11 protein-coding genes and 1 tRNA gene are annotated in these 13018 nt (G+C 38.7%); 6 read left to right on the top strand and 6 right to left on the bottom strand.

Translation table 11 applies throughout. The features are described from left to right. The first annotated feature begins 20 nt into the window (after positions 1-20). Positions 21-2507, top strand: a complete 2487-nt coding sequence (locus tag M2408_RS11175; RefSeq protein WP_259181772.1) for a DPP IV N-terminal domain-containing protein — start codon at positions 21-23, stop codon at positions 2505-2507. 8 nt (positions 2508-2515) lie between these two features. Beyond that, positions 2516-3055 carry a hypothetical protein gene (locus tag M2408_RS11170; protein WP_259181770.1) on the top strand — a complete coding sequence of 180 codons (540 nt, stop codon included), beginning with the start codon at positions 2516-2518 and terminating at the stop codon, positions 3053-3055. A 28-nt stretch (positions 3056-3083) separates the two neighbouring features. On the opposite strand, the gene ruvB is transcribed toward M2408_RS11170, so the two are convergent. The 5 genes from ruvB to pdxH all read right to left on the bottom strand — a co-directional run bounded on the left by ruvB (position 3084) and on the right by pdxH (position 7493). After that, positions 3084-4106: a Holliday junction branch migration DNA helicase RuvB gene (gene ruvB, locus M2408_RS11165; protein ID WP_259181768.1), complete on the bottom strand. Its 1023-nt coding sequence runs from the start codon at positions 4104-4106 to the stop codon at positions 3084-3086. A gap of 12 nt (positions 4107-4118) precedes the next feature. Continuing rightward, positions 4119-4856 (bottom strand): polyprenol monophosphomannose synthase, encoded by a 738-nt coding sequence (locus tag M2408_RS11160; protein WP_259181767.1) that lies wholly within the window; start codon positions 4854-4856, stop codon positions 4119-4121. 291 nt (positions 4857-5147) lie between these two features. Beyond that, positions 5148-6344: an NADH-quinone oxidoreductase subunit D gene (locus M2408_RS11155; protein WP_409049488.1), complete on the bottom strand. Its 1197-nt coding sequence runs from the start codon at positions 6342-6344 to the stop codon at positions 5148-5150. A 5-nt stretch (positions 6345-6349) separates the two neighbouring features. Continuing rightward, a complete protein-coding gene (locus M2408_RS11150; RefSeq protein WP_259181765.1) occupies positions 6350-6838 on the bottom strand; it encodes an NADH-quinone oxidoreductase subunit C in 489 nt (162 codons plus the stop codon). A 1-nt stretch (position 6839) separates the two neighbouring features. Continuing rightward, positions 6840-7493, bottom strand: a complete 654-nt coding sequence (gene pdxH / locus M2408_RS11145; protein WP_259181763.1) for a pyridoxamine 5'-phosphate oxidase — start codon at positions 7491-7493, stop codon at positions 6840-6842. A gap of 154 nt (positions 7494-7647) precedes the next feature. On the opposite strand from pdxH, the gene M2408_RS11140 reads away from it, so the two are divergent. From M2408_RS11140 to M2408_RS11130, 3 genes are all read left to right on the top strand, one after another. Then, positions 7648-8211 carry a YqgE/AlgH family protein gene (locus M2408_RS11140; RefSeq protein WP_259181762.1) on the top strand — a complete coding sequence of 188 codons (564 nt, stop codon included), beginning with the start codon at positions 7648-7650 and terminating at the stop codon, positions 8209-8211. Between the two features lie 255 nt (positions 8212-8466). After that, a complete protein-coding gene (htpG, locus tag M2408_RS11135) occupies positions 8467-10359 on the top strand; it encodes a molecular chaperone HtpG (protein ID WP_259181760.1) in 1893 nt (630 codons plus the stop codon). A 260-nt stretch (positions 10360-10619) separates the two neighbouring features. Then, positions 10620-10693, top strand: a tRNA-His gene (locus M2408_RS11130). 276 nt (positions 10694-10969) lie between these two features. Here the strand turns inward: M2408_RS11130 and M2408_RS11125 are convergent. Next, positions 10970-11245: a transcriptional repressor gene (locus M2408_RS11125; protein WP_259181759.1), complete on the bottom strand. Its 276-nt coding sequence runs from the start codon at positions 11243-11245 to the stop codon at positions 10970-10972. A gap of 583 nt (positions 11246-11828) precedes the next feature. Between M2408_RS11125 and M2408_RS11120 the strand changes: the two genes are divergently transcribed. Next, positions 11829-12860, top strand: a complete 1032-nt coding sequence (locus M2408_RS11120) for a Gfo/Idh/MocA family oxidoreductase (RefSeq protein WP_259181757.1) — start codon at positions 11829-11831, stop codon at positions 12858-12860. Positions 12861-13018: the final 158 nt, after the last annotated feature.

Genomic DNA, 13018 nt, shown 5'->3' with positions numbered 1-13018 from the left:
CAATTATCTATATTTATTTAATGCATAAGTTCTATTTTATTTTTGCAGCCAGTCTATTACCCTACTTCGGCTCCGGACAGCAGATTCAAGAACCTCCGGTAAAAGCGAATTATCAATTGGCCGCCAAATTTTCTCCAGAGAAATTAAAAAAAATGATTTTCTCTACAAGCATCAAACCAAATTGGATCAATTTTTCGGACCGCTTCTGGTATGATTACGCAAGTCCACAAGGCAAAAACTGGTATATCGTCAATCCAGCTCTTAAAAAGAAAGAGACCCTTTTTGACAGCGAGAGTGTAGCCGCTCAAATAACCAAGATTGTTAAAAATCCTGTCGATGCACAGCATCTGGAATTACAGGGCCTGAGATTCACCAAAGATGAAAAAAAGATCAGATTTCAGATCCAGAGCACAAAAGACACTGTGAAGGCTAAAGATGAGATCGAAAAGCTTAAAAACAAATCAGACACAACAAAGAAAAAGCTTTTTTATCTAGAATATGATTTTGTTTCAAAGACAGTAACTGAAATCAGCGATTCTACTAAGGTTAAGGCGCCGCTAGCTTGGGCAAGTTTTTCACCCGACATCAATACTATCTACTTCGCCAAAGACTTTAATCTGTATTGGATGGACAAAGCCAACTATCTCAAAGCAGTCAAGAATGAGAAAGATAGCACCATTGTTGAGCACCAGATTACAAAAGACGGTGTACAATATTATGCTTGGGGTGGTGATGAATATAGCACTACCACAGGTGACGAAAAGGATAAAGATAGTGAAACGAAACGTAAGCGTGTATGGATCAGCTGGTCACCGGACGGTCGCTATTTTACCCTGACAAGAAAAGATAACAGATCATTAAAACCTCTGTGGGTGATCAATAATGTCGGTTCTGCTCGCCCTACCCTGGAAACTTATAAATACCAAATGCCAGGTGAGGTTGACTCGACCGAAACCGAATTCTATATCTTTGAAGCGGCAACAAAGGCACCACGCAGGATAAATATCGCAGCTTTTAAAAACCAAACTATCTCCAACTGGACCAAAACGCCAGACAGAAATTCATACAAAGAGGATTATTACATTAACTACTGGCTAGGAAATAACGAAGAGTTCTATATCTCCCGTTCCAGCCGTGATTTAAAAAGAATAGACTTATTGAAGGTGAATGTAAATGGGACGGTCAATCCTATTATTCAGGAACGTTCAAACGTATATCTTGATGTCCAAAAACCGCTCCTGACCGAAAATGGGAATCATTTGGTTCATTGGTCCGAAAGAGATGGATGGGGACATTACTACCACTACGATACCAACGGTAAATTGATTAACCAAATTACAAAGGGAAGTTTTCATTGTGAGGAAATTACAGGGATAGATCCGACAACTCAGACTTTGTTTTTTACAGCATCCGGTCGTGAGAAAAATGAAGATCCTTATTACCTTCACCATTATAGTGTCAATCTCAACGGCAATGGGATTAAACTGTTGAACCCAGGAAACTTTGATCATCAGATTGAGATGAGCGAATCCTCCAAGTATTTTGTCAACAACTCCTCAAGAGTAAATACAACACCAGAATCTATATTATTGAATAGCAATGGGCAGAAGATCATGACGCTTGAAAAGGCAGATCTGTCTTTACTATTTGCCGCAGGTTATAAATTCCCTGAACCGTTTAAAGTAAAGGCTGGCGACGGTACCACAGATCTCTATGGTGTCATGTACAAACCTTTTGATTTTGATAGTACAAGAACCTATCCTATCGTAGAATATGTCTATCCAGGCCCACAGACAGAAGCTGTCAATAAATCTTTTGGACGGAGCATGGATCGGATAGATCGATTGGCCCAATTTGGTTTTATCGTTGTTACCGTAGGAAATCGAGGCGGACATCCATCCCGTTCACAATGGTACCATACTTATGGTTATGGCAATCTACGTGATTATGGATTGGAAGACAAAAAGGTGACAGCGGAGCAGCTTGCTGACCGTTATAAATTTATTGACATCAATCGTGTGGGTATCACAGGACACTCTGGAGGTGGTTTTATGTCAACTGCAGCAATGCTAGTTTACCCAGACTTCTTTAAAGTAGCGGTATCGGGAGCCGGAAACCATGAAAATCAAATCTACAACCGTTGGTGGAGCGAACGCCACCATGGTGTGACAGAAAAAGTGTCGGCAAAAGGTGATACAACTTTTTCATACCAGATCAACAAGAATACCGAATTAGCCAAAAATCTAAAAGGAAGACTATTGATTGCCACGGGTGATATAGACAACAATGTTCACCCTGCAAATTCGATCCGAATGGTCGATGCATTGATAAAAGCAAACAAACGATTCGATTTCCTACTCTTACCAGGACAAAGGCATGGATTTGGTGATATGACGGAATATTTCTTCTGGAAAATGGGCGATTATTTCAGCCAATATCTCTTGGGTGATTCCAAAATGAATGAAGTCGATATGACCGAAATGAATAGAGAAAAACCTCAAAAATAATAGGTTTTATGACCTACATCGAAAAAATAAAGTTTTTATCCGTTACCTTAAGATCATTTGAGGTAACGGATTTTTCTTTGAATATACTTGGGGATATTAGCCTTCAGGACTTACTAGACATCTCACTGGAGAAAGATAAAACCGTTTCTTTCCGGGCTGCCTGGGTATTTGAAACCATCGTATTAAAGGATACGGCTTTGCTTGATGGATTGTTACCACAATTCTTTGATAATTTGAAAAAACAAAAAAACTGGAGCTGTCTTAGGAGTTATAGCAAAATTTTGATGTATTTGACCTCAAAAAAGAATAAACGCTATGATCTTGATGAAAAGACTGAAGAAGAACTTATTGAACAGGCTTTTCAATGGATGATCGAACAACAATGCCCCGTAGCTGTTTTGGTCAATTGTTTGGATATATTAAATAATCTGAGTAAGAAACATGTTTGGATAAAAGAAGAGCTTTTTGCTCAGATAAATCATTTTCAAAAAATAAAACCTAGTCCGGCATTATTGAGCCGAACGAATCGTATCCTTCGAAGCGAGTAAAAAAAGCTCCCTCCTAAATCATTAGAGATCAAAACAATGTATTTCCTTTTGGATTATACGCCCGACCAAGGTGTTTATAGGCAGCTTCAGTGCACTCACGCCCCCTCGAGGTACGCATAATATAACCTTCCTGAATCAAAAAGGGTTCATACACCTCTTCGATTGTCCCCTCGTCTTCTCCTACTGCAGTAGCAACAGTTTTAAGTCCTACTGGCCCGCCTTTGAATTTGTCAATAATTGTAGTCAAGATTTTATTATCCATCTCATCCAAGCCATTTTCATCCACGTTCAGCGCTTGCAGCGCATATTTTGCAATTTCTTGATCGATACTTCCATTTCCCTTTATCTGAGCAAAATCCCGTGTACGACGCAATAAAGCATTTGCGATCCGTGGGGTCCCTCTACTCCTACGTGCTATTTCGTAAGCACCCTCATCAGAAATAGGTGTATTCAGAATATGTGCAGAACGGAGTACGATTGTTGTCAATAGTTTTGCATCATAATATTGAAGCCGTGAATTGATCCCAAAACGTGCACGCAGCGGAGCCGTTAACAAACCTGATCGCGTCGTTGCACCAATTAGTGTAAAAGGATTTAATGAGATCTGCACAGATCGGGCATTAGGCCCTGTTTCCAGCATGATATCGATCTTAAAATCCTCCATAGCCGAATAGAGATACTCCTCCACCAAAGGGCTTAACCGATGGATTTCGTCAATAAACAACACATCACCCTCCTCCAGATTTGTCAATAATCCTGCGAGATCCCCTGGTTTGTCCAAGACGGGGCCTGAGGTAATTTTTATACCTACTCCCATTTCATTGGCAATAATATGCGAAAGTGTCGTTTTACCTAGTCCTGGAGGGCCATGTAACAAGACATGATCCAAAGCTTCTCCTCTCAATCGTGCGGCTTTTACAAAAATATTTAGATTCTCCAATATTTTTGCCTGCCCTGTAAAATCTTCAAATGCTTGAGGTCGCAACGCCCGTTCGATGTCACGATCTGTATTGTTCAAACGTTCCGGATTTGGATCTAAGTTTTCGTTCATTGACCAAGATTATTAATTTCTCTTATAGCTTTTTCCGATACTCCCCAGTTTCAACTGGATCACACCAAAAAAAGCCTCCTTAAAGATACTCGTACTCATTTTAGATGTGCCTTCGGTTCTATCCGTAAATATGATAGGTACCTCCACAACATTAAAACCATATTGTATGGCCGTGAATTTCATCTCAATTTGGAAAGCATAGCCAACAAATTTAATCTTGTCCAAAGGAATAGTCTTCAACACCTCCCGTGTAAAGCAGACAAAACCAGCCGTAGCATCCTGAATTTTAATTCCAGTGATAAAACGGACATATACAGACGCAAAATACGACATCAAGACCCGGCTCATAGGCCAGTTGACAACATTTACGCCTTTAATATACCGAGAACCAATACTCATATCAGCACCATCCACACAGGCTTGTCTCAGACGGACCAAATCCTCCGGATTGTGACTAAAATCAGCATCCATTTCAAAGATATATTGATAATGTTCTCTGGCAAGCCCCCATTTAAACCCATGAATATAAGCGGTCCCCAAGCCCAGCTTCCCTTTCCGTTCTTCTATAAACAAGCGGTCAGCGAACTCGTTCAATTGTAAATTTTTTACGATATCTGCTGTGCCATCAGGCGACCCGTCATCCACAATCAGGATATCAAATTCATGTGATAAGGAAAAAACTTTACGAATAATCTTTTCAATATTTTCCTTCTCGTTATATGTTGGAATAATTACTAAACTCTCCGCCACTTTTCTTTTATTTAAGACCCGTAAAGGTAATAATTTAAGCCAAATTCTATACTAGGAATTTCGATGAAATCTTCACAAATGGGATATTTTGTATAATAACTAAAAAAAGAAAAGCCCGCTACTATGGGAGTAACGAGCTTTCATTAACCAATTATAAACTTAAATTATGAGACTGCAAATATGATGAATATTGCTTACATATGCAAATTTTTGTGCGTTTTCATGCAACATTTTCAATACAATATCCCATTTTTTATCAAAACATCTTCATAATGTGCAGAATACTGCAACTTATCGATCTACTTCACCCAAAACAATGTCAATTGACCCAAGTATAGCAATGAGATCCGCAATCAACACCCCTTTTCCCAATTCGGAAATAACAGAAAGGTTATTGAAACTTGGCCCCCTCGATTTTACCCGCAATGGAATATCGGATTTCTCTTTCGTCACAAAATAAAAACCGAGCTCTCCTTTTGGATTTTCCGCACGCACATAGTAATCTTGCGCTTTCAAATTCACTTTTTTGGGTACGAGTGCACGTGGATCAAAATCAGCTGTACGCTTAAAATCTTTCTGCAGCCGCTCAAGGCATTGTTCAACGATACGAACAGATTCATGCACCTCATCTACCCTAACCTTATAGCGATCCCAGCAATCTCCAATGCTCCCCATAGCTCCTTTTCCTACTGGAATCTCAAAATCTATTTCCGGATAGACGGAGTATCCATCAATCCGCCTCAAATCCCATTTAATACCTGATGCGCGCAACATAGGACCCGAAACACCATAATTGATTGCAACATCCGCTGGTAGGATACCTATATTCGCTGTCCTAGATATAAATATCTGATTCTGGGTTAATATCTCATCCAATTCAACCAATTTCGGTTTAAAATAGTTGATGAATTCTGCGCAACGCGCTTCAAAACCAACAGGCAAATCATAGAAAAGACCACCGACCCAGATGTAATTATATAACATACGCGAACCGGATGCCCATTCCAACATATTCATAATATGTTCACGATCTCTAAAACACCATAGAAAAGGAGTGGTAGCACCAATATCGATGCCGTAGGTACCAATAGCAATTAGATGTGATGCAATGCGATTGAGTTCACAGACCAATACCCGAATATATTCTATTCTTTTAGGAATTTTACTATCCAGCCCCAACATACGTTCCACTCCCATCACAAATGCATGGCTATTGTTCATCGATGCCAAGTAATCTAGACGATCGGTAAATGGAATTGTCTTCCCATAGTTTAAAGATTCCGCATGTTTATCAAAACATCGGTGCAGATACCCCAAATGCGGAACGACTTCCTTAACGATTTCCCCATCCGTGATCAACTGCAAACGCAATACACCATGGGTTGAAGGGTGCTGCGGCCCCATATTCAAGACCATCTCTTGCGTAGAAATCTCCGTGAGATGCCTTTCATAACGATCTAACGCTTCTTTATATTTTGGATTCGCCATACAGATCAATTAATGTTAATGCCATGATATTTTTCAGCCTCCTGATAATCCTTTCGTAGCGGATAACCCTCCCAATCATCCGGCAGGAGAATTCTTCTTAGATCGGGATGTCCTGAAAAATAAATTCCCATCAGATCAAAAGCTTCCCTTTCATGCCAATCTGCTGTACGCCAAACGGAAGTAACGGACGGGATTTCTGGCAGCTCATCCAACGAGCGATTGCCCTCCAGTTCCACTTTCAATACGACTGTATGTTGATAAGGCAATGAACTCAGATGATAGACGATCGTAAAGTGATCTTCGTAATCTACAGCAGTTATATTACTCAAAAAATCAAAATATAGACCTTCGGTATCCCTAAGAAAAGAGCAAACAGGAACTAGGTCTTCAACATGGACAAACAAAGCGGCTTGTAAGCCAGTCTCCTCCTCTTTCAGGATTACTGAATCTCCAAATGTGGAAACTAGTTTTAATTTAATTTCTTCAAATGTCATATTATGGAGCTAGACGCGTGATTTTCCAAGAATCCGAAACCTTTTTATAGACAATCCGATCATGAAGACGACTAGCACGTCCCTGCCAAAATTCAAAATAGATCGGTTTTAGGATATAACCACCCCAATGTGCCGGTCGAGGTATGATCTCATCACCCGTATATTGATCCAAAAGTTCTTCTACTCTACTCTCCAAAAAATTTCGGTTTGGAATTTCGCGGCTTTGGGGTGATGCCAAGGCACCTATGCGACTACCCTTAGGACGCGATTGAAAATATTCATCCGAATCTGATTCATTTACAAGCTCAATGATCCCCTCAATACGGATTTGCCGTTGTAGCTCAGGCCAGAAAAATAAAAGCGCAGCATGCGGATTGTCTTTCATATCTTCCCCTTTTCGGCTCTCATAATTTGTAAAAAATACCAGCCCTCCTTCTGAAATATCTTTTAATAGAACGATCCTTGAGGATGGCAAATGCTGTGGCGAAACAGTGGACAACACCATAGCATTGGGCTCAATCACCTCACTATGAATAGCCTCATCAAACCATTTTTTAAACTGATGGATGGGATCATGATCCACATCAGATTCAGATAGGTTACCCAATACGTAATCTTGTCTGATCGCTGCAATATCTTTATGTTGAATGGACATAGAAACCTATTTTTATATTCCTACAAACTTACTAAAATCATTGCTTTTTCTCTATAAACTTAGTAGAAATTGCCAAAAACGTTTTTTTGGCACAAATCTCGCATGAGTTAAGCAAAAAAGGATTAATTTCAACATATACTTAATTTTGCGTCCTATGTTTAATGAATTAGACCCACAAAAAGGAAGCTTACTGATTTCAGAGCCATTCATGTTAGACCCTCGGTTCCTAAGGTCCGTTATCCTATTATGTGATTATAACCAAGAAGGCAGCTTAGGCTTTGTATTGAATAATAAAACAAATGTCCATATTGGTCAATTATTAGAATCAATAGCGCAATGTCATTTCCCGATCTATATAGGCGGACCTGTGGCACAGGAGAGTCTATTTTTTGTACATAGTCGGTTTGATCTTCTACTAAGTGGTGAAGAGGTTGCTCCAAACCTCTATTTTGGTGGTGATGAAGAAAAACTTATTGACGCAATTCAACAGGACCAGATTAAATCTGATGAAATTAAGTTTTTCATCGGCTATTCAGGTTGGTCAAGTGGACAATTGGATAAGGAAATAAACGAAAACAGCTGGGCTGTTCAAAACAAATACCATCATCAGATTATTTTTGAGGGTAATGGTGAGTTGCTCTGGAAGGATGCCATTATTGGGCTAGGTCCAAAATATGCCCATGTCGCCAATTTCCCACAGAGCCCCGAATTAAATTAAGATTATTTTTAGATCTAAATCTTCTACTGGATTGTTGATCGCCCGATTCCAACATTCACTTGCCCCCATAGTGGGCCTGTATAATTTTTTCTGTCTAAGCTACCCTGACATAGGTTCAAATACGATTACTAGGGTATATTGAACGTTTATGACAAAATGAATGAATTTCTGCCATCCTGTCCTACAATCGCTATTTGGAACACAGATTGTACATTAATCACCAAAATCATAAAATTAAATAGCAACATACAAATTATGAATCCAGAAAAAGGTAGTATTTCAATCCACACGGAGAACATATTTCCCGTAATCAAAAAATTCTTATACTCAGATAATGAGATTTTCTTGCGCGAACTGGTATCTAATGCAGTTGATGCTTCCCAAAAGATTAAACGTTTGGCATCTTTGGGGCAATACAATGGCGAAACAGGTGAGTTAATCGTAGATGTGAAGTTTGATGAGGCGGCCAAAACCATTACGATCTCAGACAATGGTATTGGTATGACTGCCGAAGAAATCAAAAAATATATTAATCAAATCGCATTTTCGGGAGCAACAGAATTCATGGAGAAATTCAAGGAAGCTAACGATGCAAATGAGATTATCGGTCGCTTTGGATTAGGATTCTACTCTGCATTTATGGTGGCAGACACCGTAGAAATTCAATCATTATCCTACCAAGATGAAGCCGAACCAGCGCATTGGACATGTGATGGTAGTACTTCTTACGAAATTTCAACAGGGACTAGAACAACACGTGGTACAGACATCATTTTGCATATCAATGATGAATCCACTGAGTTTTTGAGTCAAGCTCGTCTACAGGACATCTTGGATAAATATGCGAAGTTCCTTCCTATCCCAATTCGTTTTGGCACGAAGACAAACTCTGAGCCAGATGGAGAAGATGAGGAAGGCAAACCAAAGTATAAATCTGTAGAAGTTGACAATATCATCAACAATACAAATCCAGCTTGGACAAAGTCTCCTTCAGAATTAAAAGATGAGGATTATTTAGCTTTCTATCGCGAACTATATCCTTATTCGATGGATGAGCCATTGTTTTGGATCCACCTTAACGTAGATTATCCATTTAACCTGACTGGTATTCTTTACTTCCCTAAAGTGAAAAATGAGCTGGAAATCCAACGCAACAAAATCAAGCTCTACTCTAGACAGGTGTTCATTACCGATGAAGTAAAGGATATTGTGCCGGAATTCCTAATGTTACTTCATGGGGTAATTGATTCACCGGATATTCCGTTGAATGTCTCGCGCTCTTTCTTACAGGCAGATAGCAATGTTAAGAAGATCAATAGCTATATTACCAAAAAAGTTGCGGATAAATTAAATGAAATATTCAAAACTGACCGCAAAGGCTTTGAAGAAAAATGGACAGATATTGGCTTGTTTATCAAGTATGGCATGCTAAGCGATGAAAAGTTCGCAGAAAAAGCGAGTGATTTCTGCTTGGTAAAAAACACCAACAACGCGAGCTTTACAATCAAAGAATACTATGAAAAGGTAAAAGATATTCAAGTCGATAAAGATGGTAATATTGTTTACTTATATACACATGATGCTGCTCAGCAAGATGGTTTTATCCAAACAGCATTAAACAAAGGCTACGATGTTTTGGTACTTGATGGCCCACTTGATACACATTTCACCTCCTATTTGGAACAAAAAGGAGGCGAAAAGGTACAGCTTAAACGTGTAGACGCGGATGTGATCGACAAGCTCATTCAAAAAGATGAGAAAATCGAACTTTCATTATCTGAGGAGGAATCCAAAAAAGCTTTGGAAGTTTTCGAAAAAGCGATTTCGCGCCAGGATATGAAAGTTGAGGTAGATGCCCTTCGTGAAGGCGACTTACCCGTATCCGTTACTATAGACGAGTTTATGCGTCGTATGAAAGATATGGCCAAAACTGGCGGTGGTGGTATGAACTTTTATGGTTCATTGCCAGATAATTACAAAGTAACGGTTAACGGCAATCACCCGTTGATCAAAAGAATTTTATCTTCTTCTGATGAAGAAAGTGCGAAATTGGCGAAACAAGCCTTTGATCTAGCACTCTTGTCAAGAGGCCTGTTATCTGGTGCAGATCTAACATCTTTTGTAAAAAGATGTGTTGAGATGATCTAATATCACAATAACTGTATAAAAAAGCGTTCACTCTAGTCGGGTGATCGCTTTTTTTTATACTTTTTGATTCAATTACCGAACAAAAATCGCCCTCTTTTTAAATAAAAATCTCAAATCAGGTCCTACGGGCTATTACAATCTTTTTTTATTAAAATTTAATAAACTAATCTTCACCTAGTTGACTTTAATGCCTGTTTTTTTTCATTCAAATATTTGGAGGCAATAGGGTTTAATCGTACTTTTGTATCATCAAAATCACGGTAGGTATAGCTCAGTTGGTTAGAGCACTAGATTGTGGTTCTAGGGGTCGTCGGTTCGAGCCCGATTACTTACCCGAAAAGGGCAAATCAAAATAAATTGGTTTGCCCTTTTTCCATTTTATATCGGCTATATTTTTACTCAACAACACGACAATTTACTTTCCCTATCCATAACTTGCAACATGAAACACTTTTCAGTAGTCATGCGAATTTGTTTGCAATAGATCTGTGCAAATGGCCACTTTTTATTTGCGAGCAATCAAAATAGCTGTTATGGAGAGATTAAGGACAATTTTAGATTCCCAAGGCCAGATCTCGTCGATAAAAATATGATCATGAATCTGCCGCGATTAGCACATGTCCACAGCTTTGAAATCTTTCCTGATCCAACGATAATATCGTCCTCTAGGACCATTCCCACGCAGTTCGAGCCAACCAAGAGCATGCAGCAATTTAATTGTGGAGTATAAAGTTGCCCAACTGATATGTTGTATTGTTCGTAACTCAACATAGAGGTCGTCAATGTTGTCAATAATAACTTTGCGCCACAAATGCTTGATAATATGTAGGCGTTGAGGTGTTAATTTGTGTCCATTACTTGTTAATGAGCTGATTAAAACTTCCATATCTCTTATACTATAAATAGTAGAGTCCGATGACCTTGTTCTCTCCATATCTTACCATCCAACTCTATATTATATATTGCATAACTTGTAAAATACCGAAGGTAAAAAACTATCCCTCCAATGAATAATACACAATAAACTAATAATCAACCTAATAAAATTCATCAAACTATTACACATAACTCATCATTTTTAAAGAATTATCTTGTCTTTGATCATATTAAGTGATAATACATGAAGATACTCTTAAGAATGAAAACAACTGGATATATTTACTTGAGTAAGAATTGTAGTTCTTTAGATCTCCTAAACCCGGCGTATTTCGCTGGCCTATTGTGATCATAGATTTGTAATGAACAATGATGGCATATAGGTATAGATAGGTAAAATCCAGATAAAGTGGACAACAAATGTAATTTTCCCAAAGAAAAATCAATCCAAATATATAAGGATCGATCTAAAATAAGCCAAGATATACTTATATTTATATCTAGGGCCCTACTTCGGTCCAACAGTTCGTAGATGTAATTACAAAAAGAATACTCAACAGCAAATAACCTTGCTTCAACAAGATCATATAAAAATGAAAAATACCAAGATCAATACCGGAATTCTAAGCTTTGGTATGTCGGGTCGCGTCTTCCACGCACCTTTCATCCACAGCAATCCACATTTTAACTTAGTCGCCGTTGTCGAACGGTCACAGAAAATAGCAAAAGACCTTTATCCCGAAATCAAAAGCTATGATACCGTAGATCAGTTATTGGCAGACGATACGATAGCACTGGTGATTGTAAACACGCCAAATCATACACACTTTGAGTTCGCGACAGAGGCCCTAAAAGCAGGAAAACATGTTCTGATCGAAAAACCAGCTGTGGAAAATATAACGCAGTTCAACGAAATTTCCGAGGTCAGCAAAAAAAGTGGGAAGCGGATTTTCTTTTATCAAAACAGACGTTATGACAGCCATTTTCTCGATGTAAAAAAAGTTATTGAAAGTGGCAATCTTGGTAAACTGACCGAAGTATCTTTCCGCTTCGACCGCTATAAAATGGAATTAGGTCAAAAATATTTCAAGGAAAATAACCAATATATTTCGAGTGGTCTCACCTATGATCTAGGGCCTCATATTATAGATCAGGCTATTTCGCTCTTCGGAAAACCATTGAAATTTAGCAAAACAACTTCAATTAATCGGCCCGACTCCCAAGTAGCAGACTACTTCCATTATCATTTACGCTACCCCAATGAACTGAATGTATTTCTAACGGGGAGCCTTGCTGTGGCCGATCCCTTACCCGCTTTTGTGGTAAATGGTACCAAAGGAAGCTTCATAAAAACGATGGCTGATGTGCAAGAACAGCAATTGATAGATGGCATGCTTCCCGATAATCCAGCCTATGGTGTAGAACCGAATGGCAGTGAGGGTAAGTTGGTGACTATCGACAACACAAATCAAAAGCATATTTCTTATCCGCTTCCACATAGAGGAGATTACAATCTATTATTCAACGACATCTATGAGAATCTTGTTAATGAGGTCGAATATCCAATTACAATGGACCATATCAGATGGCAAATTGAAATGTTATCTGCCGATAACAACCTCTAGCATATAGCATTAATAAGGCAATCGTAAAGACTCAAGCACAAAAGTAGTAGCTTTTAACACAAAAAACCATCCCAATTAAATTGGGATGGTCCTCTCCTGTTTATATTGCCAATATCAATTTTTATGCATTAAAAACTAATAGTTTAGCAAAGTCTTTC

Origin of the sequence: Sphingobacterium sp. BIGb0165 (genome assembly GCF_024810095.1) — a bacterium.
GTDB lineage: Bacteria > Bacteroidota > Bacteroidia > Sphingobacteriales > Sphingobacteriaceae > Sphingobacterium > Sphingobacterium detergens.
The sequence above is the reverse complement of the archived record's forward strand: the minus strand, read 5'-3'. Positions and strand labels throughout refer to the sequence as shown.